Annotated in this window: 21 protein-coding genes; 5 read left to right on the forward strand and 16 right to left on the reverse strand. The window is 59.1% G+C overall.

Going from position 1 to position 25455, the window contains the following annotated elements:
- Positions 1-437 precede the first annotated feature (437 nt).
- Complete coding sequence (locus tag BFP95_RS16255; protein WP_065910426.1) at positions 438-2333, forward strand: acyltransferase family protein; 1896 nt, start codon at positions 438-440, stop codon at positions 2331-2333.
- Positions 2334-2667: 334 nt separating this feature from the next.
- On the opposite strand, the gene BFP95_RS16260 is transcribed toward BFP95_RS16255, so the two are convergent.
- The 11 genes from BFP95_RS16260 to mtnA form a co-directional block, all read right to left on the reverse strand.
- The gene (locus BFP95_RS16260; RefSeq protein WP_065910427.1) at positions 2668-2910 is read right to left on the reverse strand and encodes a lipopolysaccharide assembly protein LapA domain-containing protein; all 243 of its coding nucleotides are present in this window, start codon (positions 2908-2910) and stop codon (positions 2668-2670) included.
- Between the two features lie 21 nt (positions 2911-2931).
- Positions 2932-3228, reverse strand: coding sequence for an integration host factor subunit beta (gene ihfB, locus BFP95_RS16265; RefSeq protein ID WP_003218804.1), 297 nt, complete (start codon positions 3226-3228; stop codon positions 2932-2934).
- A gap of 132 nt (positions 3229-3360) precedes the next feature.
- Positions 3361-3645, reverse strand: coding sequence for a hypothetical protein (locus tag BFP95_RS16270; protein ID WP_049709364.1), 285 nt, complete (start codon positions 3643-3645; stop codon positions 3361-3363).
- 160 nt (positions 3646-3805) lie between these two features.
- Complete coding sequence (gene rpsA, locus BFP95_RS16275) at positions 3806-5497, reverse strand: 30S ribosomal protein S1 (RefSeq protein ID WP_065910428.1); 1692 nt, start codon at positions 5495-5497, stop codon at positions 3806-3808.
- Positions 5498-5616: 119 nt separating this feature from the next.
- Positions 5617-6306 carry a (d)CMP kinase gene (gene cmk / locus BFP95_RS16280; RefSeq protein ID WP_012722932.1) on the reverse strand — a complete coding sequence of 230 codons (690 nt, stop codon included), beginning with the start codon at positions 6304-6306 and terminating at the stop codon, positions 5617-5619.
- Positions 6303-8513, reverse strand: coding sequence for a bifunctional prephenate dehydrogenase/3-phosphoshikimate 1-carboxyvinyltransferase (locus BFP95_RS16285; RefSeq protein WP_065910480.1), 2211 nt, complete (start codon positions 8511-8513; stop codon positions 6303-6305). Before BFP95_RS16285 ends, cmk begins: the two co-directional genes overlap by 4 nt.
- Before the next feature lie 28 nt (positions 8514-8541).
- Complete coding sequence (hisC, locus tag BFP95_RS16290) at positions 8542-9654, reverse strand: histidinol-phosphate transaminase (RefSeq protein WP_065910429.1); 1113 nt, start codon at positions 9652-9654, stop codon at positions 8542-8544.
- A 9-nt stretch (positions 9655-9663) separates the two neighbouring features.
- Positions 9664-10758 (reverse strand): prephenate dehydratase, encoded by a 1095-nt coding sequence (gene pheA / locus BFP95_RS16295; protein WP_053132458.1) that lies wholly within the window; start codon positions 10756-10758, stop codon positions 9664-9666.
- On the reverse strand, positions 10758-11843 hold the full coding sequence (gene serC, locus BFP95_RS16300; RefSeq protein ID WP_065874929.1) for a 3-phosphoserine/phosphohydroxythreonine transaminase: 1086 nt from the start codon (positions 11841-11843) through the stop codon (positions 10758-10760). Before serC ends, pheA begins: the two co-directional genes overlap by 1 nt.
- Before the next feature lie 231 nt (positions 11844-12074).
- A complete protein-coding gene (gene gyrA, locus BFP95_RS16305) occupies positions 12075-14744 on the reverse strand; it encodes a DNA gyrase subunit A (RefSeq protein ID WP_065874927.1) in 2670 nt (889 codons plus the stop codon).
- Between the two features lie 424 nt (positions 14745-15168).
- Positions 15169-16239 (reverse strand): S-methyl-5-thioribose-1-phosphate isomerase, encoded by a 1071-nt coding sequence (mtnA, locus tag BFP95_RS16310; RefSeq protein WP_065874925.1) that lies wholly within the window; start codon positions 16237-16239, stop codon positions 15169-15171.
- 108 nt (positions 16240-16347) lie between these two features.
- On the opposite strand from mtnA, the gene BFP95_RS16315 reads away from it, so the two are divergent.
- From BFP95_RS16315 to BFP95_RS16330, 4 genes are all read left to right on the forward strand, one after another.
- Positions 16348-17679 (forward strand): TRZ/ATZ family hydrolase, encoded by a 1332-nt coding sequence (locus BFP95_RS16315; RefSeq protein ID WP_065910430.1) that lies wholly within the window; start codon positions 16348-16350, stop codon positions 17677-17679.
- Between the two features lie 64 nt (positions 17680-17743).
- Entirely contained in the window at positions 17744-18442 is a 699-nt protein-coding gene (ubiG, locus tag BFP95_RS16320) for a bifunctional 2-polyprenyl-6-hydroxyphenol methylase/3-demethylubiquinol 3-O-methyltransferase UbiG (RefSeq protein ID WP_017734479.1), read from the forward strand.
- A 4-nt stretch (positions 18443-18446) separates the two neighbouring features.
- Entirely contained in the window at positions 18447-19118 is a 672-nt protein-coding gene (gene mupP / locus BFP95_RS16325; RefSeq protein ID WP_065874921.1) for an N-acetylmuramic acid 6-phosphate phosphatase MupP, read from the forward strand.
- Positions 19119-19305: 187 nt separating this feature from the next.
- Positions 19306-20046 (forward strand): YciK family oxidoreductase, encoded by a 741-nt coding sequence (locus BFP95_RS16330; RefSeq protein ID WP_065874920.1) that lies wholly within the window; start codon positions 19306-19308, stop codon positions 20044-20046.
- 136 nt (positions 20047-20182) lie between these two features.
- On the opposite strand, the gene BFP95_RS16335 is transcribed toward BFP95_RS16330, so the two are convergent.
- From BFP95_RS16335 to BFP95_RS16355, 5 genes are read right to left on the reverse strand one after another with little or no spacing between them, the layout of a single operon-like run.
- Positions 20183-21697 carry an ABC transporter substrate-binding protein gene (locus BFP95_RS16335; protein WP_065910431.1) on the reverse strand — a complete coding sequence of 505 codons (1515 nt, stop codon included), beginning with the start codon at positions 21695-21697 and terminating at the stop codon, positions 20183-20185.
- Between the two features lie 35 nt (positions 21698-21732).
- Positions 21733-22704 carry an ABC transporter ATP-binding protein gene (locus BFP95_RS16340; protein ID WP_065910432.1) on the reverse strand — a complete coding sequence of 324 codons (972 nt, stop codon included), beginning with the start codon at positions 22702-22704 and terminating at the stop codon, positions 21733-21735.
- Positions 22701-23657, reverse strand: coding sequence for an ABC transporter ATP-binding protein (locus tag BFP95_RS16345; RefSeq protein ID WP_065910433.1), 957 nt, complete (start codon positions 23655-23657; stop codon positions 22701-22703). The genes BFP95_RS16340 and BFP95_RS16345 overlap by 4 nt, the downstream gene beginning before the upstream one ends.
- On the reverse strand, positions 23654-24511 hold the full coding sequence (locus BFP95_RS16350) for an ABC transporter permease (RefSeq protein ID WP_065874914.1): 858 nt from the start codon (positions 24509-24511) through the stop codon (positions 23654-23656). Before BFP95_RS16350 ends, BFP95_RS16345 begins: the two co-directional genes overlap by 4 nt.
- On the reverse strand, positions 24508-25455 hold the full coding sequence (locus tag BFP95_RS16355) for an ABC transporter permease (RefSeq protein WP_065874912.1): 948 nt from the start codon (positions 25453-25455) through the stop codon (positions 24508-24510). The genes BFP95_RS16350 and BFP95_RS16355 overlap by 4 nt, the downstream gene beginning before the upstream one ends.

Here is a 25455-nt window from a genome sequence, read left to right on the forward strand (position 1 = left end):
TTTGACGAAGCACGCAACGATACGACATCCTTCAGCCAACCAAACACAAGATCGACGGGTTTCGGTCCCTGCGTGTGCCTTTAGAACGACGAAGCGTATCAGGCCCATGCCGACCGACACATTCCCTCCGAACAGAGCCGCTGCGGAGCCGTTAGAAAAACCTTCTCGAGGTTTCAATCGGAGCGGGTGTTCAATCTCATCGGCTGGAGCTCTAAGGTGAGTCGTGACATCGGAAAGAAAGACAATGGCTACCCAACACAGACGCAAAAAAAATCCAAAGAAGTCAAGCGTTGTAACTTTGGTAAGTACGAGGCTGCGGTAGAAAGAAATCCTGTAATATCTCGCCCGCGACGAGTCTGGGAGTCAGCCGTCGCCCCCCCCCCAAAAAAATACCAAGTCATATGCCTCGTGAAAAGACAGTCATCGGATAGCGAATAATGGATTTTAGAAAAGATATAAATGGTTTAAGAGCGCTAGCTGTACTGGCTGTCGTCATTTACCACTTCAATGCGTTATGGCTGCCAGGCGGGTTTGCTGGGGTAGATGTGTTCTTTGTTATCTCTGGCTATTTGATGACGGCGATTATTTGCCGTGGGTTGAGTGGCGATGATTTCAGTTTGGTTCGTTTCTATATTGCGCGGGCTAAGCGAATCATTCCCGTCCTAGCTGTTATGTGCCTTGCGTTAATGGTGTTTGGTTGGTTCAACTTATTAGCAACTGAATACAAACAATTGGCACAACACGCTTATAGCAGCCTTGCATTTTATTCGAACATAGTTTATTTGAAGCAAGTCGGATATTTTGCCGCAAGTACGAATGAGAATTGGCTGCTTCACACCTGGTCGCTTTCTGTTGAGTGGCAGTTCTATATTATCTATCCAATTGTATTGCTAGTCCTGAGTAAATTATTTGGAATCAAGGCTATCCGTTGGTTTGTGCTGGCGGCGGTTTTGATTGGTTTTATTTACTCGCTCATACTTTCTCCACGGTACCCAGAACAAGCGTTTTATCTGCTGAAAGCCCGCGCCTGGGAGCTTTGCGCCGGTGGACTTGCGTTCCTGTTCCCTCTCGCATTGAACAAAGCCAAAAGCCGTATCCTCGAATGGGCAGGGTTAGCGCTAATCCTGTCTGGCTATATCGTGATATCAAAAACTACGACTTGGCCCGGCTATTACGCGCTCATGCCGGTCATGGGAACGATGATGGTAATCCTCGCCAATAGACAGACTTCTCGGTTGACCGGTAATTGGGTGTTTCAGCGCGTCGGCTTGTACTCGTACTCGATTTATATTTGGCACTGGCCCGTCATGGCCTACATGACTTATTCGGGGCAGCTCAATGGTTTTTCCAGTGCCTTGATAGGCATTGTTATTTCACTGGTATTCGGTTATACCTCCTATGTATTGATTGAGCGCAAGACGAAAAAATCTAAAAGCGGTGCTCGTTCTTTGGCTTGGTGTGGCGGTTTCGTAAGTCTTGTGTTGCTCTGTGTTTTTGTTTTCAAATCCGATGGCCTCAACTCGAATATAAGAGGTGAGAACATCATTGAGAAAACAAAATTTGTGGATAGTTATGCAGTGCTGCATAAGAACCTTAGTGAGGCATACTGGCTTAAATGTAATTCTTATGAGGTGTTTATCGCTACCGGTGCAAAAAACATTGACGCTTCTTGCACTGAAAAGAAAGGGATGGGTGGTGTCTTTCTTTGGGGGGACTCGCATGCTGAAGCGCTTTCATTCGGAATTCGGAGCAATTTTCCTGCCGGCGTTCCTTTCTATCAAGTCACCTCATCTGCTTGTGGAGCAACCCTAGGCCAGAACAAGTCTCCCGTGGCGTTCCAAGCTACCTGTAATGCATCCAACGCCTTTGCATTACAGGAAATTGCTCGAATCCAACCTGAGATGGTCGTGATGGCTCAACAGAATTCTCACGAACTTACGGATTGGAATGAAATTGCTCGGCATCTAAAGACGCTGGGAGTTAAAGAGGTTGTGCTGGTCGGGCCGGTACCGCAATGGCAACCGTCCTTGCCACTGCTGATCACTAAGCGTCACTGGAACTCAACTGACAGTCAGATCATAGATCAGGGGCTAGATCAACGGATCCTCAAATCTGACGCACTTCTAAAAGAAAAGCTCAATCCGAAGGTGATCGACTACATTTCTGTTATCAGTGCGGTATGTGAAGGCATGGCCTGCCTGGCCAAGGTGGATGATGGGAAGTCGCTAATGGCGGTAGACTACGGCCATCTCACCCCTTCAGCGTCTTTGTACGTAGGGCGAACGATTCTTGCCCCGAGGCTAAAGCAACTACTACATCCCTTCGTCAACTGAAAAATTTGTGATGAAGCCCGGCACTCGCCGGGCATATTTTCATTCGGGATGAAAATCATGGGGCCAATGCATGCCTGCCTGAGCCAAATCTATAAGTGGCATAGACGATCAGCATCTGCCTGTCTCGATCAAGCATTCACGATTGGGGAACGACGGCATTCAAGAAGGATGCATAAAGAAAAGATGATTAAGCGAGCCAGCGAACGTTAGCAGCCGCAAACTTACGTGACTATAGACAGACTGAATCTAAAAATCAGCCAAATAGACAAAAAGCAGTACTTACTGATAAATGGTCATGCAGCCGACTTATCGAATTTTCGGCAAACACAATTGTTTAACTCCGCCCAACGGGTATCGACCTACCCCGCCGATGGCGCACCAAAAACGTTAACAATGGCCCGACCAACATCCCAACTACCAACGCCACCACCACAAATACCGAAAGTGGCATCTGTCCCGTACCTACCCCAAGGAACGAGAGAGAAACCTCCTGCTGGTTCTCCAAAACAAATACTAAAACCATCAACGCAATAACCAGCGTTATCAGTACAGTAACAACGCGCTTAACCCAATGCATAGCATTCTCCCCACCAAAAAATCAGACACCCTCTTCCTCATCCTCATTCACCCGATCCCGCAACTCCTTCCCCGGCTTAAAATGAGGCACAAACTTCCCATCCAGGCTCACCGACTGCCCAGTCTTAGGATTCCGCCCTACCCGCGGTGCGCGATAGTGCAGCGAAAAGCTGCCAAACCCACGGATCTCAATCCGATCCCCGGTTGCCAGGCACTGGGACATTTGCTCGAGCATGGTCTTGATAGCCAGCTCCACATCCTTGGATGAGAGCAGCCCTTGATGGGTGACAATTCGTTCGATCAACTCCGACTTCGTCATATTTTTCCCTTCTTTTTCAAGCAGCTAGGAAAAGCGCTTCGAAGGTTTTAGCATGACTTGATGAATTTGAACAGCCCATACATAAACTTATCTGCTAGTTGAATAAACACCCGTAGCGAACATGCCACACCCTCAATTGCAGATCACCAACATCGTCCGCGTTACCGCGCCGGCGGGGTTCCAGCCGAATGGGTAGTCACCCTCTTCGTCCTTGGCGTCGCTGGACTTGGTGATGACCTTGTAGCCCTGCATCTTGCACTCTCTGGCGGCGCGTTTGTCGCACTTGCTCCAGTTGTTGCCCAGGCCCGAACAATCGATCTCGATGCCGCTGACGCCTCGCTTGGCGTGGGTCTTGGCGCTGGTGGCGGTACAGCCTGCAAGCATTACCACTGCGAATATTAAGATAAGCCTGTTCATTCAAATCCTTATTGAAGCCGCAACACGCGAACCACTTTTCCTATGACTATAGTCACTTCTGACACTGAGCTGAGCAGCTTGGTTCTCGGTGTTGATTCAACAAATTTCAGGCACAAAAAAGGGCGACCGAAGTCGCCCTTTTTCTATGGTCTGACAGAACTTAGTTCTGTTTTTCCATTTGTGCACGCAACAGGTCGCCCAGAGTGGTAGGACCAGCAGCGATGCTATCCGACGGCTTGTCTTTCAAGCTTTGGATGGCTTCTTTCTCTTCAGCATCGTCTTTCGACTTGATGGAGAGCTGGATTACACGGCTCTTGCGGTCAACGCTGATGATCTTGGCTTCTACTTCCTGGCCTTCTTTCAGAACGTTACGCGCGTCTTCAACGCGGTCACGGCTGATTTCGGAGGCTTTCAGAGTCGCTTCGATATCGTCGGCCAGAGTGATGATGGCGCCTTTAGCGTCAACTTCTTTCACGATGCCTTTAACGATTGCGCCTTTGTCGTTGTCCTGAACGAATTCAGAGAACGGGTCGCTTTCCAGTTGCTTGATGCCCAGGGAGATGCGCTCGCGCTCTGGGTCAACCGACAGGATAACGGTGTCCAGCTCGTCGCCCTTCTTGAAACGACGAACAGCTTCTTCGCCCACTTCGTTCCAGGAGATGTCGGACAGGTGAACCAGGCCGTCGATGCCGCCGTCCAGACCAATGAAGATACCGAAATCGGTGATCGACTTGATCGTGCCGGAGATTTTATCGCCCTTGTTGAACTGGCCAGAGAAATCTTCCCATGGGTTAGATTTGCACTGCTTGATGCCGAGGGAGATACGACGACGCTCTTCGTCGATGTCCAGAACCATAACTTCCACTTCGTCGCCGACTTGTACGACTTTCGAAGGGTGGATGTTCTTGTTGGTCCAGTCCATTTCGGAAACGTGTACCAGGCCTTCAACGCCTTCTTCCAGCTCAGCGAAGCAGCCGTAGTCAGTCAGGTTGGTAACACGCGCGGTAACGCGAGTGCTTTCTGGGTAACGGGCTTTGATAGCGACCCATGGATCTTCACCCAGTTGCTTCAGGCCCAGGGAAACACGGTTGCGTTCGCGATCGTATTTCAGAACCTTGACATCGATCTCGTCGCCAACGTTGACGATTTCGGAAGGATGCTTGATACGCTTCCAAGCCATGTCGGTAATGTGCAGCAAGCCATCGACGCCACCCAGATCGACGAATGCGCCGTAATCGGTGAGGTTCTTGACGATACCTTTGACTTGTTGGCCTTCCTGCAGGGATTCCAGCAGAGCTTCACGCTCGGCGGAGTTCTCTGCTTCCAGGACGCTGCGACGGGAAACGACAACGTTGTTGCGCTTCTGGTCGAGCTTGATGACCTTGAATTCGAGTTCTTTGCCTTCCAGGTGCGTGGTGTCGCGCACTGGACGAACGTCGACCAAAGAACCTGGCAGGAACGCACGGATGCCGTTAACGTCGACAGTGAAGCCGCCTTTAACCTTACCGTTGATAACGCCCTTGACCACTTCTTCAGCTGCGAAGGCTGCTTCGAGAACAATCCAGCATTCAGCGCGCTTGGCTTTTTCACGGGACAGCTTGGTTTCACCGAAACCGTCTTCAACCGAGTCCAGAGCAACGTGAACTTCGTCACCGACATTGATTGTCAGATCGCCAGCATCGTTGTAGAACTGTTCCAGCGGGATCAGAGCTTCAGACTTCAGACCAGCGTGAACGGTTACCCAGCGAGCTTGGTAATCGATATCAACGATAACACCGGTGATGATGGAGCCTGCCTGAAGGTTCAGGGTTTTTAGGCTTTCTTCAAAGAGTTCCGCAAAGCTTTCGCTCATTTTAATTCCTGTTGATAAGGGCGAAGAATACGCCCATCTCCACACCCCAGACGGTGTGGGTCAGTTTCAATTAAAAGAAGTACCACAGGACTATGACTGGTCCCCTGCGGCCTTCTTGGTCACCCGGCGATATCGCGAATGGCGATCTCGCTCATGATGCGTTCCAGCACCTGCTCGATGGACAACTCCGTGGAATCCAGCTGTATCGCATCAGCCGCCGGCTTTAGCGGGGCTACTGCGCGCTGCGTATCACGCTCATCGCGTGCACGGATCTCATCTAGCAGACTCGACAGACTAACACCATCGACTTTGCCCTTCAACTGCAAGTAACGGCGGCGAGCCCGCTCCTCGGCGCTGGCGGTCAGGAAAATCTTCAGCGGCGCCTCTGGGAACACCACGGTGCCCATGTCGCGGCCATCGGCCACCAGGCCCGGCGGCTCCTGAAACGCCCGCTGACGCTGCAGCAAAGCGTCACGCACGGCCGGCAGCGCGGCGACCTGGGACGCCCAGGAGCCGACTTGTTCGTTACGCAGATCATCGGTCACATCGTCCCCTTCGAGGATGATGCGCTGGGGATGACCTTCCGTCGCGCCGACGAACTGCACATCCAAATGTGCGGCCAGCAGCTTCAGGGATTCTTCGTTGGTCAGGTCGACGCCGTGGTTGCGAGCGGCAAACGCCAGCAAGCGGTACAGCGCGCCGGAATCCAGCAGGCACCAACCCAGGCGCTTGGCCAGGATGCCGGCGATCGTGCCTTTGCCCGAACCGCTTGGCCCGTCGATGGTAATCACCGGTGCTTTGATATTCACAATTGAGCCTCTTGGGCAACACGGATGCCGACTTGGGCACACAGTGTAAGAAAATTCGGAAAAGACGTAGCAACATTGGCGCAGTCACGGATACGAATCGGCGCCGCCGCCCGGAGGGAAGCCACACTGAACGCCATGGCAATCCGGTGATCGCCATGGGCATGCACTTCACCACCCCCCATCAGGCCACCGTCAATGATAATCCCATCGGGGGTCGGTTCACACTTCACCCCCAGCGCCAGCAGACCGTCGGCCATCACCTGGATACGGTCAGATTCCTTCACGCGCAGCTCCTCAGCCCCGCGCAACACCGTACGACCCTCGGCACAGGCTGCCGCGACGAACAGCACCGGAAACTCATCAATTGCCAACGGCACCAGCGCTTCGGGAATCTCGATCCCCTTCAGCGCCGCCGCGCGCACCCGCAGGTCCGCCACAGGCTCACCGCCGACTTCGCGCTGGTTTTCCAGCGTAATATCTGCGCCCATCAGCCGCAGGATGTCGATCACCCCGGTACGCGTCGGATTGACACCGACATGTTCCAGCAACAACTCGGAACCCTCGGCAATCGACGCGGCCACCAGGAAGAACGCAGAAGAAGAGATATCCCCCGGCACTTCTATATGGGTAGCCGTCAACGCATGGCCCGACTCCACCGAAGCCGTCGCGCCCTGCACCGCCACCGGATAACCAAAGCCGCGCAACATACGTTCGGTGTGGTCACGGGTCGGTGCCGGCTCGGTCACGGCGGTCTTGCCCTCGGCATACAAACCAGCCAGCAACAGGCAGGATTTGACTTGGGCGCTGGCCATCGGCATGTCATACGCCACGCCCTTCAACGACTGGCCACCACGAATGGTCAGCGGCGGACGCCCTTCCGGCCCGGTCTCGATCACCGCGCCCATTTCCCGCAGCGGCTTGGCCACGCGATTCATCGGGCGCTTGGACAGGGACGCATCGCCAGTCAGCACGCTGTCAAAGCTCTGCGCTGCCAGCAAGCCGGACAGCAGGCGCATGGAGGTGCCAGAGTTACCGAGGTAAATCGGCCCCGGCGCCGGTTTCAAGCCATGTAAACCCACGCCATGAATGGTCACACGCCCATGGTGCGGGCCTTCAATCACTACACCCATGTCGCGAAACGCCTGCAAGGTCGCCAGGGCGTCTTCGCCCTCGAGGAAACCCTCGACCTCGGTCACACCTTCAGCCAACGAACCGAGCATGATCGACCGATGGGAGATCGACTTGTCGCCCGGCAACCGAATGCGCCCGCTCAAGCGGCCCCCCGGGCTGGCGAGAAAGGTCAGTTCATCAGCGCTCACAGCGGTTTCCATATAGGCCCGGCGCGCCAGGATCTTGCTGAAATGCTCACGCGCCACCCTTGCACGGGTGAACACGCCCAATAATTGATGGCCATCCCCCGCGTCGACCGCATCGCGCAAGGCGTCGAGGTCACTGCGGAAGGTGTCCAGGGTGCGCAACACCGCTTCGCGATTGGCAAGGAAGATGTCGTGCCACATCACCGGGTCGCTGCCGGCAATTCGCGTAAAATCACGGAAGCCGCCGGCGGCGTAACGGAATATCTCGAGGTTCTCGTTGCGTTTGGCCAGCGAATCCACCAGGCCAAAAGCCAACAAATGCGGCAAATGACTGGTCGCCGCCAGCACCTCGTCGTGACGCTCAACCTGCATGTGCTCGACATCCGCGCCCAGCTCACGCCACAGACGATCCACCACTGCCAGCGCAGCGGGGTCGGTCTGCTCCAGCGGTGTGAGGATGACTTTGTGACGACGGAACAGCTGCGCATTCGACGCCTCTACCCCGCTCTGCTCGGAACCGGCAATCGGATGGCCCGGCACGAACCGCGCCGGCATGCCGCCAAACGCCTGTTGCGCCGCACGCACCACATTGCCCTTGGCACTGCCGACGTCCGTCAGGATCGCCTGGCCGAGGTCCATACCGGCCAACACGCCGAGCAATTTCTCCATGGCCAGGATTGGCACCGCGAGCTGGATCACGTCAGCGCCACGGCACGCAAGCGCCAGGTCCGCTTCACAGCGATCCACCACCCCCAACTCCACCGCCAACTCACGCGATTGCGGGTCCAGGTCCACGCCAACCACTTCGCCACACAGCCCGCTATCACGCAGGCCTTTGGCGAAGGAGCCGCCGATCAAGCCCAGACCGACCACCACCAGGCGACCGATCATAGGCACAGCAGGTTGCAATGCGGTGACATCAACCACGGGCCAGGACCTTGGCCAGCGCTTCCAGGAAGCGGCTGTTTTCAGCTGGCAAACCGATGGTGATGCGCAGGTGGTTCGGCATGCCGTAGCTGGCCACCGGACGCACGATCACGCCTTCGCGCAGCAGACCCTGGAACACCGGGGCGGCCACTTGGCCGAGGTCGACGCAGATGAAGTTGCCCTTGGACGGAATCCAGCCCAGGCCCATCTCACGGAAGCCTTCCTGCAATTGCAGCATGCCGCTTTCGTTGACGCGACGGCTCTCTTCCAGGTACTCGGTATCCTTCACCGCCGCACAGGCCGCCGCCAGCGCGAGGCTGTTGACGTTGAAGGGTTGGCGTACGCGGTTCAGCACATCGGCAACCACCGCACTGGACAAACCGTAGCCAACCCGCAGCGACGCCAGGCCATAGGCCTTGGAGAACGTGCGCGAGACCAGCAGGTTTGGGTAGGCCGCCAGGAAGTCCAGGCCGTCCGGCAGGTCGCTGCCCTCGGCATACTCGATGTACGCCTCGTCCAGCACCACCAGCACGTGTTCCGGTACGTCTTGCAGGAAGTCGTTCAGCGCCTGGGCGTCGAACCAGGTACCGGTCGGGTTGTTCGGGTTGGCGATAAACACCACGCGGGTTTGTGCATCGATGGCCGCCAGCATGGCCGGCAGGTCGTGGCCCCAGTCCTTCGCAGGAATGATGCGTGCATCCGCACCGACAGCCTGGGTGACAATTGGATACACCGCGAACGCGTGCTCGCTGAACACCGCATTCAGGCCAGGCGCCAGGTAGGCACGGCCGACCAGCTCGAGAATGTCGTTGGAACCGTTGCCCAGCGTCACTTGGTTCAGCTCGACGCCGCACGTCTGCGCCAGCAGCGACTTTAGAGCAAAGCCATTGCCGTCGGGATAGCGCGTCAGCTCCGCCAGCTCTTCACGAATCGCCGCGAGCACTTTAGGGCTCGGGCCCAGCGGATTCTCGTTACTCGCCAATTTGACGATCTTGGAAGGATCCAGATTCAACTCACGCGCCAACTCGTCCACAGGCTTACCCGGAACGTAAGGCGACAGTTGTTGCACGCCCGGCTGAGCCAGGGCGAGAAAGTTGTCACTCATGTTAACGCCTCACAAAACCGCTTTCGGGTAAGAGCCCAGCACCTTGAGTGCCACGGCTTCCTGACTGATTTTCTCGAGCACACCCTTGACCAGTGGGTCGCGGTGATGGCCGATGAAGTCGATAAAGAACACGTAAGTCCATTTACCGCTGCGCGAAGGACGAGTCTCGATGCGCGTCAGGTCAATCCCGTTGTCGTGGAACGGCACCAGCAGCTCATGCAGCGCGCCGGGCTTGTTGCTCATGGAGACGATGATCGAGGTCTTGTCGTCGCCGGTCGGCGGCACTTCCTGGCTGCCGATCATCAGGAAACGCGTGGAGTTGTCCGGGCGGTCCTCGATTTTCTCGGCCAGGCGCGTCAGGCCATACAGGCCCGCCGCCATATCACCGGCGATGGCCGCCGAGTTCCACTCACCCTTGACCCGCTTGGCGGCTTCGGCGTTGCTGGAGACTGCCACGCGCTCGACATTCGGGTAATGCGCGTCCAGCCACTTGCGGCACTGCGCCAGGGACTGGGCGTGAGAATAGATGCGGCTGATACTGTCGGTCTTGGTGCTCTCGCCCACCAGCAGATGGTGGTGGATACGCAGCTCGACTTCGCCGCAGATCACCATGTCGTGCTCGAGGAAGCTGTCCAGGGTGTGGTTGACTGCGCCTTCGGTGGAGTTTTCCACCGGGACCACGCCAAAGTTCACCGCACCGGCCGCCACTTCACGGAACACTTCGTCGATCGCCGCCATCGGCTTGCTGATCACTGCGTGGCCGAAGTGCTTCATGGCCGCCGCTTGCGTGAAGGTGCCTTCCGGGCCGAGGTACGCCACTTTCAGCGGCTGCTCCAGCGCCAGGCACGACGACATGATTTCGCGGAACAACCGCGCCATCTCTTCGTTGCCCAGCGGGCCCTTGTTACGTTCCATCACGCGCTTGAGCACCTGGGCTTCACGCTCAGGCCGGTAGAACACCGGCACTTCGCCTTCTGCCAGGGACGCCATCTTCACCCGTGCCACTTCCTGGGCGCACCGCGCGCGCTCACTGATCAGTTCCAGGACTTTCTCGTCCAGGCTGTCAATGCGTACACGCAGGGCCTTGAGTTCTTGCTCAGACATTAGCCGTGTTCCTTTTCGAACTCTGCCATGTAGGCAACCAGCGCGTTGATGGCGTGGATGTCGACAGCGTTGTAGATGGAGGCGCGCATACCACCGACCGAACGGTGGCCCTTGAGGTTCAGCAGGCCGCGCGCGTCGGCACCGGCCAGGAACGGTTTGTCCAGGCGGTCGTCCGCCAGGCGAAACGGCACGTTCATCCACGAGCGATCAGTGAGGTTGATCGGGTTGCTGTAGAGGCCGCTGGCGTCGATGAAGTCGTACAGGGTGCGCTTCTTCTCTTCGTTGCGCTTGCCCATGGCAGCCACACCGCCCTGCTCTTTCAGCCACTCGAAAACCAGGCCGGACAAGTACCAGGCGAACGCTGGCGGGGTGTTGTACATCGAGCCATTATCCGCCGCGACCTTGTAGTTGAGCATGGTCGGGCACAGCGAGCGGGCACGGCCGAGCAGGTCTTCGCGGATGATGTTGACCAGGATGCCGCTCGGGCCGATGTTCTTCTGCGCGCCGGCGTAGATCATGCCGTACTTGGACACATCGATCGGGCGCGAGAGGATGTCCGAAGACATGTCGCACACCAGCGGCACGTCGCCCACTTCCGGCACCCAGTCGAATTCCAGGCCGCCGATGGTTTCGTTCGCTACGTAGTGCACGTAGGCCGCGTCCTTCGACAGCTTCCACTCGTTCTGACCGGGAATCGCGAAGTAGTCGTACGGCTTGGCGGTGCCCGCCACGTTGACGTGACCGTAACGCGAGGCCTCTTCAATCGCCTTCTGGCCCCAAATACCGGTGTCGATATAGTCGGCCGTGCCGTCTTCCGGCAGCAGGTTCAGCGGGATCTGGGCGAACTGCTGGCTGGCGCCGCCTTGCAGGAACAGCACTTTGTAGTCGGAAGGGATGTCCAGCAAGTCGCGCAGGTCCTGCTCGGCCTTGGTGGCGATGGACACAAACTCATCGCTGCGATGGCTCATTTCCATCACGGAGAGGCCTTTTCCATGCCAGTCGAGGAGTTCACCCTGCGCACGCTGCAGGACTGCTTCAGGAAGCGCCGCGGGACCGGCACAGAAGTTATAGGCTCTCTTGCTCACATCCAATCTCACTCTGATCTGGTGGTAGTCACGCAAACATATCAGGCGACACCCGATCCAATGTGGGAGCGGGCTTGCTCGCGAAAGCGATCTAACAGCCGACATTTGTAGTGAATGTCAGTCCGCCTTCGCGAGCAAGCCCGCTCCCACAAGGAATCTGCTTGGGTATCAACATTTCCATCCGGACAAACAACAAGGGGGCGAATCTTCATCCGCCCCCTGTGTGTCCGCTTATTCCTGCGGTTCTTCTTCGTCTGCGGCTGCATCGAGGGTTGGCTCGTCGACGTTGTCATCGCCGGCTGCAATCACCTCGCCATCGAAGCCTTCACCTTCAAGCTCGTCGCCCTCCAGCTCTTCGCCTTCAACTTCCGACGGTTCCTGGACACGCTCCAGGCCGACCAGTTTTTCGTCCTTGGCCAGCTTGATCAGGGTCACGCCCTGGGTGTTACGGCCTAGGCTCGAGACTTCAGCCACGCGGGTACGTACCAGGGTGCCCTGGTCGGAAATCAGCATGATTTCCTCGCCATCGAGCACCTGGACTGCGCCGACCAAACGGCCGTTGCGGTCGTTGCTGACCATGGCGATCACGCCTTGGCCGCCACGCTTGTACTCCGGGAACTCGCTGATAGCGGTACGCTTGCCATACCCACGCTCGGAAGCGGTGAGGATCTGGCTGCCTTCTTCCGGGATCAGCATCGAAATCAGCTTCTGCCCTTCTGGCAGACGCATGCCGCGCACACCGCGGGCGGTACGGCCCATGGCGCGAACGTCGGATTCCTTGAAGCGCGTTACTTTACCGCCGTCGGAGAACAGCATGACTTCACGCTCGCCATCGGTGATGGCAGCCGAAATCAGTACGTCGCCTTCGTCCAGCTCCAGGGCGATCAGGCCCACGCTGCGTTGACGGCTGAAGGATTCCAGCGGGGTCTTCTTCACGGTGCCCTTGGCGGTGGCCATGAAGATGAAGTGACCTTCGGTGTATTCCTCGACCGGCAGCATGGTGGTGATGTATTCATCACTGTCCAGCGGCAGCAGGTTGACCAGTGGGCGACCACGGGCGGCGCGGGAGGCTTCCGGAATTTCGTAGGTTTTGAGCCAGTACACTTTGCCTTTGCTGGAGAACAGCAGCAGCGTGGTGTGACTGTTGGCAACCAGCAGGTGAGCGATGTAGTCCTCATCCTTCACGCCGGTAGCCGATTTACCTTTACCACCACGACGCTGGGCCTGGTACGCAGCCAATGGCTGGGTCTTGGCGTAGCCACCGTGGGAGATGGTCACAACGCGCTCTTCTTCCGGGATCATGTCACCCAGGGTCAGGTCGAGGCGTGCATCGAGGATCTCGGTGCGGCGCACATCACCGTATTCGGCGCGGATCACTTCCAGTTCTTCGCGGATCACTTCCATCAGGCGCACGGCGCTGTTGAGGATGCGGATCAGCTCGCCGATCTGGTTGAGAATCTCCTGGTACTCGGCCAGCAGCTTCTCGTGCTCAAGACCGGTCAGGCGGTGCAGGCGCAATTCCAGGATGGCCTGGGCCTGTTCCGGCGACAGGAAATACTTACCGTCGCGCAGACCGTATTGCGGGTCCAGGGTCTCTGGGCGGCAGGAGTCGGCGCCGGCGCGCTCAACCATCGCCACTACGGCGCTGGATTCCCACGGCATCTTGATCAGTGCTTCTTTAGCTTCCGACGGGGTCGGCGAGGCTTTGATCAGGGCGATGACCGGGTCGATGTTCGACAGCGCTACCGCCTGGCCTTCCAGGATGTGGCCGCGCTCGCGAGCCTTGCGCAGTTCGAACACGGTACGGCGGGTAACGACTTCGCGGCGGTGACGGACAAAAGCTTCCAGCAGATCCTTGAGGTTCAGGATGCGCGGGCGGCCGTCGATCAGTGCAACTACGTTGATACCAAACACGCTTTGCAGCTGGGTCTGGGCGTAGAGGTTGTTGAGGATCACCTCTGGCACTTCGCCACGACGCAGCTCGATCACTACGCGCATACCGTCTTTGTCGGACTCGTCGCGCAGTTCGGTGATGCCTTCAAGCTTCTTCTCTTTGACCAGCTCGGCGATCTTCTCGATCAGACGCGCCTTGTTCAGCTGGTACGGGAGTTCGGTGATGACGATCTGCTGGCGGCCACCGACCTTGTCGATGTCTTCGATCATCGAGCGGGCGCGCATGTAAATGCGGCCGCGACCGGTGCGGTAGGCTTCGATGATGCCGGCGCGACCGTTGATGATCGCGGCGGTCGGGAAGTCCGGGCCGGGGATGTATTGCATCAGCTCATCGACGGTCAGCTCAGGGTTGTCGATAAGCGCCAGGCAACCGTCGATGACTTCACCGAGGTTGTGCGGCGGGATGTTGGTGGCCATGCCCACGGCAATACCGCTGGAACCGTTGACCAGCAGGTTGGGAATACGGGTTGGCATGACCGCCGGGATCATTTCGGTGCCGTCGTAGTTCGGCACCCAGTCCACGGTTTCTTTGTGCAGGTCGGCCAGCAGCTCGTGCGCCAGCTTGGTCATGCGCACTTCGGTGTATCGCATGGCCGCGGCGTTGTCGCCGTCGACCGAACCGAAGTTACCCTGGCCGTCTACCAGCAGGTAGCGCAGGGAAAACGGCTGGGCCATCCGAACGATGGTGTCGTACACCGCAGTGTCGCCGTGAGGGTGATACTTACCGATCACGTCACCGACAACACGGGCAGATTTCTTGTACGGCTTGTTCCAGTCGTTACCCAGCTCGCTCATCGCGAACAGCACACGCCGGTGCACGGGCTTCAAGCCATCGCGCGCATCAGGCAGTGCCCGACCGACAATTACGCTCATCGCGTAGTCGAGGTAGGACTGTTTCAGCTCGTCTTCGATATTGACCGGGAGGATTTCTTTGGCCAGTTCGCCCATGAGAAGCCTGATTCCTTTTTCGGGTGAAACCTCGTCACATCCATATGGGACGAACGAAGCTCGCCGCTGCCGGCAGAGTGCCTGACAACGACTTACGACAAATCAACGAGTTATGACACGGATCTGCACGTTATGGGCCACCCCTCGGGGCGACCCTGGAAACCGCCGGATGTTATCACAATCGCCGCCACGCACCTATCCCCCTGATGCGCATGGAGCATAGTAAGTTGACGGATGACAGGCTTGAGAGGGACGAGAGGGGCTCAGAAGTGGGGTGGTGCTATTTTTTGAGGGTATATCCGAGCGTTTTATTGACTTACAGGCCCATTCGCGAGCAAGCCAGCTCCCACATTTTGAATGTGTTCACAAGTCAAATGTGGGAGCTGGCTTGCTCGCGAGGGCGATCGGGTAGCCGCCAAGGCTTCTAATGCAGGCGCTTACGGCACATCAACTTGGCCAATTTGGCCGTATCCGGCCGCTCGACTACGCCTTTCTCCGTGACGATCACATCGATCAAATCAGCCGGCGTGACATCGAATACCGGGTTAAACGCAGCAACCTCAAGGCGCTGCCCCATCACCTCCAGCAACTCCGCGGCATCGCGCTCTTCCAGCGCAACGTCATCGCCAGTGGCCATCATCATGTCCAACGTCGAACTCGGTGCCACCACCATGAAACGCACACCGTGGTGCATCGCACACACGGCCAGCTGGTAGGTGCCGATCTTGCCGATCACATCACCATTGGCGGCAATGCAGTCGGCACCGACGATCACCCAGGTCACGCCTTTGGTCTTCAGGATATGCGCACCGGCCGAGTCGGCATTCACCGTCACCGGAATGCCCTCGCCCGCCAGCTCCCACGCGGTCAGCCGCGAACCTTGCAGCCAGGGCCGGGTTTCATTGGCGTAGACCTGTTCGACCATGCCCTCCAGGTAGGCCGCGCGAATCACGCCGAGCGCGGTACCTACACCGCCGGTCGCCAGGGCGCCAGCGTTGCCATGGGTGAGGATTGCCTGGGCATTGCCCTGGTGCTTGCGGATCAGTTCGACGCCCAGTTGGGCCATGGTCAGGTTGGCTTCGCGGTCGCTCTCATGGATCGCAATCGCTTCGGCTTCCAGCACCGCCAGCGGATCGGCGTGCTTCTTGACGCGGTCCAGGCGGTCGCGCATGCGCTTCAGTGCCCAGAACAGATTCGACGCGGTCGGTCGGGTATCGGCTAACAATGCGTAGTCTTCTTCCCAGGCTGCCTGCCAGTCACCGCCTTCGGCGATCCGATCGCGGGCCGCCAGCACCAAGCCATACGCGGCACTGATACCAATGGCCGGCGCACCGCGTACCACCATCGAACGAATGGCTGCAGCCACCTCATCGACCGTAACGCAGGCCACCCAGCTTTCCCGGGACGGCAAGGCACGCTGGTCGAGCAGGTACAGCGCGCCATCACGCCAATCGATGGCCTTCACTTTCTCCGCTGCCAACAGTCGATCGCGCATCCCTTACTCCGCACTCATAAACAAAGCCGCCGATTATAGCGATCCGCCAGCCAGGACGCTCGGGTATACTTCGCCCTTCTTTTATAGCTGCCTGGGAAGAAGCCTGCGATGACCGCCACTGCCGCCCCGCTCGACTTGTTGTTGCTGCCAACCTGGCTGGTACCTGTCGAACCTGCTGGCGTGGTGCTCAAGGAACATGGCCTGGGCATCCGCGATGGGCGCATTGCCTTTATCGGGCCACGGGCCGCGGCCTTGAAGCTTTCGGCCAACGAAGTGCGCGAACTGCCAGGCATGCTGCTCAGCCCCGGCCTGATCAACGCCCACGGGCACGCGGCGATGAGCCTGTTTCGCGGCCTGGCCGACGATTTGCCACTGATGACCTGGCTGGAAAAACACATCTGGCCCGCCGAAGCCAAGTGGGTCGATGAAGCCTTTGTGCGTGATGGCACCGACCTGGCAATCGCCGAACAGCTCAAAGGTGGTATCACCTGCTTTTCCGACATGTACTTCTACCCCAAGGTCGCCAGTGACTGCGTGCACAACAGCGGCATGCGCGCGCAGATCGCGATTCCGATCCTCGACTTCCCGATCCCCGGTGCCAGCACCGCCGATGAAGCGATCCGCCAGGGTGTCGAGCTGTTCGGCGACCTCAAGCACCACCCGCGCATCAAAATCACCTTCGGCCCGCACGCGCCCTACACGGTGTGCGACGACAATCTGGAAAAGATCCGGGTAATCGCCGAGGAGCTGGACGCTGCGATCCATATGCATGTTCACGAAACCGCCTTTGAAGTGCAGCAAGCTGTCGAACAGACCGGCGAGCGCCCACTGGCACGCCTGGGCCGACTCGGCCTGCTGGGCCCGCGCTTCCAGGCCGTTCATATGACCCAAATCAGCGAGGACGACTTGGCTTTGCTGGTAGAAAGCAACACCAGCATCATCCATTGCCCGGAATCGAACCTGAAACTGGCCAGCGGCTTTTGCCCGGTGGAGCGGTTGTGGCAGGCTGGCGTCAATGTGGCCATCGGCACCGATGGCGCCGCCAGCAACAATGACCTCGACCTGCTGGGCGAAACCCGCACCGCCGCGATGCTGGCCAAGGCCGTCGCCGGTTCAGCCACCGCGCTGGATGCCCACCGCGCCCTGCGCATGGCGACGCTCAATGGCGCGCGGGCCATGGGCCTGGAAAGCGAGATTGGCTCACTGGAAGTGGGCAAGGCGGCGGATATGGTCGCCTTCGATCTGTCGGGGCTGGCGCAACAACCGATCTACGATCCGGTCTCACAGCTTATATATGCCACCGGACGCGATTGTGTGAAACACCTTTGGGTCGCCGGCAAGCAGTTGCTCGACGACCGGCAATTGACCCGCATGGATGAACAACAGTTGACCGCCACGGCCATTGCCTGGGGCCAACGCATCAGCGGGCACAGCGAATAACGCCGGTTTTGAACCCTGACGTTCAGAAACGGCCAACCGTTTTATCAGATTTAGAGGATTCACCATGAGCAACGTCGACCACGCCGAAATCGCCAAATTCGAAGCCCTGGCTCACCGCTGGTGGGACCGCGAGAGCGAGTTCAAGCCCCTGCACGACATCAACCCGCTGCGCGTCAACTGGATTGACGAGCGCGTCAACCTGGCCGGCAAGAAGGTTCTGGATGTCGGTTGCGGCGGCGGCATCCTCAGCGAAGCCATGGCGCAGCGCGGCGCGACCGTGATGGGCATCGACATGGGCGAAGCGCCATTGGCCGTCGCCCAACTGCACCAGTTGGAATCCGGCGTTAACGTCGAATACCGCCAGATCACCGCCGAAGACCTGGCCGAAGAAATGCCCGAGCAGTTCGATGTGGTCACCTGCCTCGAGATGCTCGAGCACGTGCCGGACCCGTCCTCGGTGATCCGCGCCTGCTTCCGTATGGTCAAGCCGGGCGGCCAGGTGTTTTTCTCCACCATCAACCGCAACCCCAAGGCCTACCTGTTCGCGATCATCGGCGCGGAATACATCATGAAGCTGCTGCCGCGCGGCACCCATGACTTCAAGAAATTCATCCGCCCGTCCGAGCTGGGCGCCTGGAGCCGCCAGGCCGGGCTGACCGTCAAGGACATCATTGGCCTGACCTACAACCCGCTGACCAAGCACTACAAGCTGGCCAGCGACGTGGACGTCAACTACATGATCCAGACCCTGCGCGAGGAGTAAGCCTGTGAAGTTGCGAGCGGTTCTCTTCGATATGGACGGTACCTTGCTGGACACCGCGCCGGACTTCATCGCCATCTGCCAGGCCATGCGCGCCGATCGCGGCCTGGCGCCGATCAACGACCAGCACATCCGCGATGAAATCTCCGGCGGTGCGCGGGCGATGGTCGCCGTGACCTTTTCGATGGACCCGGAATCCCCAGGTTTTGAAGCATTGCGCTTGGAGTTCCTGGAGCGCTACGTCAAGGGCTGCGCGGTCCATAGCAAACTGTTCGATGGCATGGCCGAGTTGCTCGAAGACATCGAGAAGGCCCATTTGATCTGGGGCGTGGTCACCAACAAGCCGCTGCGGTTTGCCGAACCGATCATGCAGCAACTGGGCCTGGCCGAGCGTTCGGCGCTGCTGATCTGCCCGGACCATGTGAAAAACAGCAAGCCGGACCCGGAGCCAATGATCCTGGCGTGCAAGATGCTCGGCCTGGACCCGGCCAGCGTGTTGTTCGTGGGCGATGACCTGCGCGATATCGAATCCGGCCGTGATGCCGGCACCCGCACGGCGGCGGTCACTTACGGCTACATCCACCCGGACGACAACCCGCGCCATTGGGGCGCCGATGTCGTGGTGGATCACCCACTGGAGCTGCGCAAGGTGCTGGATAACGCGCTGTGCAGTTGCTGATTGTTTGCCGCCCCCGCTGACCAGTGAAGATCCAAATGTGGGAGCGGGCTTGCTCGCGAAGGCGATGTTTCATTCAACACATTTATTGACTGACCCTCCGCCTTCGCGAGCAAGCCCGCTCCCACAGGGATCTCCACTGTTCTCAAGCGTGGTGTTTGTAACCTGCTGAATTCTGTCGAGGCTATTTATGTTTGATTACTCCGCACGTCCAGACCTGCTCAAAGGCCGCATCATCCTGGTGACCGGCGCCGGTCGCGGGATTGGCGCGGCAGCGGCAAAAACCTATGCCGCCCATGGCGCCACTGTGCTGTTGCTGGGCAAGACCGAAGCCAATCTGGCCCAGGTGTATGACGAAATCGAAGCCGCGGGCCACCCGCAACCGGTGGTGATTCCGTTCAACCTGGAAACCGCCCTGCCCCATCAATACGATGAGCTGGCCGCGATGATCGAGAAAGAATTCGGCCACCTCGACGGCCTGCTGCACAACGCGTCGATCATCGGCCCACGCACGCCGATCGAGCAGTTGTCCGGTGAGAATTTCATGCGCGTGATGCACGTGAACGTCAACGCGATGTTCATGCTGACCAGCACCCTACTGCCGCTGCTCAAGCTGTCCCAGGATGCGTCGGTGGTGTTCACCTCCAGCAGCGTCGGGCGCAAAGGCCGGGCGTATTGGGGGGCTTACGGTGTGTCGAAGTTTGCCACTGAGGGCCTGATGCAGACCTTGGCCGACGAGCTCGAAGACGTGGCGGCGGTACGCGCTAACAGCATCAACCCGGGCGGTACCCGCACCAGCATGCGGGCCCAGGCGTATCCGGGGGAAAACCCGATGGAACGGCCCGCGCCGGAAGAGATCATGCCGGTGTATTTGTACCTGATGGGGCCGGACAGCACCGGGATCAGTGGGCAGGCGTTTGACGCGCAATAACAGGCATGCAGCAGAACTAAATGTGGGAGCGGGCTTGCTCGCGAAGGCGGTGTGTCAGTCAACAGATTCATTGGCTGATCCACTGCCTTCGCGCGCAAGCCCGCTCCCACATTTGATGTGTGTTGTCTTGGAAATATTAGTTTTTCACCGTTTCCTCAAGCGTGAAACGCCCCAACGGGTTTTGCAGGAAGTTGCTCACATTCTTGCGTGAGATGTTGATGTACGGGCTGTAGTACAAGTCGATCCAGTTCACGTCCTGTTTCGCCAGTTTCTGCAATTCCACATACATCTGCTCACGCTTGGCCGGGTCGGCCTCGATCCGCGCGGCTGCCACCAAATCCTTGACCTTGTCATTCTTGTAACGGGTCATGTAGTTCTGGTTGGTGTCGTGCCCCAGTACGAAGGTGGTCTTCTGGTCCGGGTCGAGGATGTCATTGGTCCAGTACATCACCGAAATATCGTATTCACCGTCCACCAGCATCTGCCAGCTTTGGGTCGGGTCGACCTTTTGCAGGTTGGCGGTCACGCCGACCTTGGCCAACTGGTCCTTGATGATCACCGCAATCTGCTCGTCGGCTTCGTTGCCGGCGTTGACCACGTAGTTGAGCTTCAAGTCCTTGGCACCCGCAGCCTCCAGCAGTTTCTTGGCGGCCGTCGGGTCATACGGGCGTTGCAGGTTGTTGGCGTAGTGGAACAGCGAACCTTTCGGGATGTAGGAATAGGCCACAGTGCCTTGACCGTAAGTGGCGGTTTTCACCAGCGATTGTTTATCGATGGCCATATCCAGCGCCTCGCGTACTTCCTGCTTGGCCAGCAGGCCGTGAGCGTGGTTGATCAACAGGTGATCTTCGCGGGTGGACGGGTCGGAGTGGATCACCACGTTCTTGTCTTTCTTCAGCTCTTCAACGCGGGAGAACGGTACGAAGATCGCCGTGTCCAGCTCGTTGTTCTGCACCATGCGCATACGCGTGTTGTCGTCGGTGACGGAGACCCACTCCACGCCATCCAGGCTGACGTTCTTGGCCTGCCAGAAGTTCGGGTTCTTTTTCAGGATGACGCGATCACCCTTGCGCCACTCGTCTACGGTAAACGCGCCGGAGGTCACCGGGTTTTCCGAGTAGGCGTCTTCACCCATTTTGGTCATGGCTTTTTCCGACAGGATCGACACCGTCGGCGACGCCAATTGCGAGAGAAAAGCTACAGCCGGCGTCTTGAGGGTGACCACCAGGGTTTTCGGGTCGGACGCCTTGGCGGTGTTGATCAAGTTGAACGGATCAGCCCACAGCGAGGCTTTGTTGTCGCGGATGCGCAACAGGCTGAACGCCGCATCCTCAGCGGTGATCGGCGAGCCATCCGAGAACTTCGCGTCGCGCAGTTTGAAGGTGTAGGTCAGGCCATCCTTGGAGATGTCCCAGCTCTCTGCCAGCCCCGGCTCCATCTTGGTGCCCAGGTTGTCGACGCGTACCAGGGTGTCGTAGACGTTGGCGAATACCCACGTGTCGCGGTTTTGCGCGCTTTTGATCGGGTCGAACGTGGTGCTGTCCTCACGGCAGCCGATGGTCAGGACGCCGGCGGCGTGTGCCAACCCGGCAGTCAGGGACCAAGCGGTCAACGTAGCGGCGGCGAGCAACTTCAAGTGGCGCGTTTGCATATCACAACTCCTTGTTAATGAATGGCAGGTAAGGGTCAAAGCAAAGGTTCTTCAAGCACGCAACTGTATCGATGCTCGTGCAGGAAATGCGTGGGCGGCAACACCTCGGAACACATGGCTCGGGCGTGCCGGCAACGCGGGTGAAAGGCGCAACCGGTAGGCAAATTCAGCGGGCTCGGTGGCTCACCCGGCAAGGGCTCCGTAGGCAACGGCCGATGCGGATCAATCTCTGGAATCGCCTGGATCAAGGCCGCCGTGTAAGGGTGCCGTGGCGAAGTGAAGACCGCTTCCACCGGCCCTTCCTCGACGATCTTGCCCAGGTACATCACCGCCACGCGGTCGCACAGGCGCCGCACGATGGCCAGGTCATGGGCGATAAATAGGATCGCCAGGTTCATACGCTGTTGCAGTTCCAGCAGCAGGTTGATGATCTGGCCCTGGATCGACACATCCAGCGCCGCCACGCATTCATCGGCGATGATCAGCCGTGGCTCTACCGCCAATGCACGGGCAATGCCGACGCGCTGGCATTGCCCGCCACTGAGGGAGCCGGGTTTGCGGCTGGCGAGTTCGGGGCGCAGCCCGACCAGGTCGAGCAGCTCGTTGACGCGAGCGGGGATCTGATCCGGCGCCACCTTGCGCTGCACGCGCAACACTTCGGCGATGGTTTCACCGATGGTGTGGCGTGGATTCAGTGCGGCGTATGGGTCCTGGAAGATCATCGCGGTTTCATGGCGCAGGCGAGTGATATCGATGGCGCTGCCGTGGGCCATGTCGATGCCATCAAACAACACCTGCCCGGCGCTGATCGGGTTGAGGTGCAAAACCGCCCGGCCCAAGGTGCTCTTGCCGCTGCCGGATTCGCCGACCAACCCCAGGGTTTCACCCGCCGCCAGGTTCAGCGACACGCCGTTCACCGCCCTCACCCACTGCTTGTTCAGGCCGAACAGACCCGTGCCGGACGCGGCAAACTTCACCTCAAGGTCCTTGATCTGCAACAGGCTCATGGGTGCGCTCCCAAAGGGTAATGACAGGCGACTCGCGCGCCCTCCGGCAGCAATTCGGTGCACAAGGCGCCGACCTGCGGGCAACGCGGGTTGAACCGGCAGCCGGCGGGCAAGGCGTCCAGCAAGGGCGGCTGCCCGGGAATCGTGCGCAGCAAGGCGTGGCCGCTGCTGTGGGCGGGCTGGCAGTCGATCAGGCCAGCGGTGTACGGGTGTTGCGGATGCGCCAACAGCTCGTATTTGCTGCCGTGTTCGCACAGGCGCCCGGCGTACATCACGGCGATGGCGTCGCAGGTTTGCGCAACCACGCCAAGGTCGTGGGTAATCATGATGATCGCCAGACCGCGTTTATCACGCAGTTCCAGCAGCAACCGCAGGATTTGCGCCTGCACCGTCACATCCAGGGCCGTGGTCGGCTCGTCGGCGATCAGCACTTTAGGGTTACAGCCCAGGGCCACCGCGATCATCGCGCGCTGGCGCATGCCGCCGGAAAACTCGTGGGGGTAGTTGTCGACCCGCGCTTGGGGATCGGGGATTCCAACCTGGCGCAACACCTCGATGGCTTGCAGCCGCGCGTCTTTTTTTGACGCACCTTGGTGCAGGCGAATGCCCTCTGCAATCTGCTCGCCGATACGCATCAGCGGGTCGAGGTGGCTGCTGGGGTTCTGGAAGATCATGCCCAGTTGACCGCCGCGCACGGCACGCATGCCGGCGTCATCGAGTTGCAGCAGATCCTGGCCGGCCAACCGAACCGCGCCGCCTTGCACGCGCAGCGCAGGCGACGGCAACAGGCGCATCAGGCCGCGACACGCCATGGTCTTGCCTGAGCCACTCTCCCCGACCAGGCCGAGGATTTCACCTTCAGCCAGGTCGAAGGACACCCGGTCGACCAGGGTCACATCACGCCCGGTATTGTTGGCAATCACGCTGAGGTCGCGTACTTGCAGCAGGCTCATGAGCGATCCCCCAGCACTTGCGCTACGCCATCAGCCAGCAAGCTGAAGCCCATGGCCAACGTCACGATGGCCAGCCCCGGAAAGGTGCAGATCCACCAGGCAGTCGTGATAAAGGCTTGCCCCTCGGCCACCATCGTGCCCCATTCGGCGGTCGGCGGTTGCACGCCCAGGCCCAGGTAGCTCACAGCGGCGCCATTGAGCAGCACCAGCACCGCGTCAGACATGGAAAACACAATCGAGCCGAACATCGCATTCGGCAGCAGATGCCGGAACAGAATCCGCCCATGGCCAAAGCCCAGGCTCTTGGCGGCCAGGGCGAAGTCGCTTTCCTTGAGCACCAGGATCTGCGAACGGATCAGCCGCGCGTAAGACACCCAGCCCACCAGCGCCATGGCGATATAGAAACTCTTCAAGCCGGGCCCGAGAATGGCCATGATCGCCAGCATCAGCACCAGGAACGGAAACGCCAGGATCACATCGATCACGCGCATGCAGAAGCTGTCGAAACGCCCACCGATATAGCCTGAAACCGCGCCGACAAAGGTGCCGATCAGGAACGGAAAGATCACCCCGACGATCGCCAGTTGCAAGTCGATGCGAGCGCCCCAGATCACCCTCGACAGAATGTCTCGACCATAGTTGTCCGTGCCGAAGGGATGGGCAAGGCTTGGGCCGAGCAGGCTGAAATCCGTGTGTTGCGCAATCGGGTCATAAGGCGCGATCCAGGGTGCAAACAACGCCAGCGCCAACCACAGCAGCAGAATCAGCAGGCCCCACGCAGCGGTCAGCCGGCCGTTGCGAAAACCAAACCGCAGACGCAAACGCCATGGGGCAATCAAGGGGCGAGTGCTCATTGCATCTTCACCCGAGGGTCGAGGGCGACAGTGGCCACGTCAGCCAGGAAGTTGACCACCACGGTCGCGCACGCCAGCACCATGGCCACGCCCTGCACGACCATGTAGTCGCGCGTGAAGATGCCGCGCACCAGCAACTGGCCGATGCCGGGAATGGCGAACAGGCTTTCGATCACCACCGTGCCGCTGATCAACCAGCCGATATTCACCGCCAGCAGGTTAACGGCCGGTACCAGGGAATTGGGCAGCACATGGCGGCGAAACACCGCGGCTTCCGACACCCCGCGCGCCCGGGCGGCGGTAACGTGGTCGGCTTGCAACTCCATCAACATGCTCGCCCGCAGGTTGCGCACCAGCACCGCCGACAGGGCCAGGGCGATCGTCAGGCACGGCAGAACCATGTGGTGCGCCTTGTCCAGCCAGGTCCGCCCGTAACCCGACACCGGAAACAGCCCCCACTGCACACTCAGCAACAAGATCAACATCAAGCCCAGCCAGAACGCCGGCATGCCCAGGCCAACCGTAGTGAACACGCGAATCAGGTTATCCGCCCAGCCACCTTTGTTACGCGCGGCCACGGTGGCCAGCGGCACCGCGATCAGCAGCGCCAGCACCACGCTGCCGAGCACCAGCACCAGCGTCGGCTCGATGCGCGTGACGATCAGCTTGAGCGCGTCGACCTTGTACAGCAGCGATTGGCCGAGGTCGCCCTTGAGCAGGTTTTTCAGGAAGTAGAAATATTGCAGCCACAAAGGCTGGTCGAGGCCGAACTGGGCGCGGATTTTCAGCAACGCGTCGGGCGTGCTGCGCGAACCCAGCAGCGCGCGCGCCGGGTCGCCGGGGATCGAGCGCACCAGCACAAAGGTGATCAGGCTGATGCCAAACAGCACCGGCAGCAATTGCAGCGGCCGGGACAGCACAAAACGATAACGCGCCAGGTTCAT

This window comes from Pseudomonas sp. 58 R 12 (assembly GCF_900005865.1).
GTDB classification, from domain to species: domain Bacteria; phylum Pseudomonadota; class Gammaproteobacteria; order Pseudomonadales; family Pseudomonadaceae; genus Aquipseudomonas; species Aquipseudomonas tritici.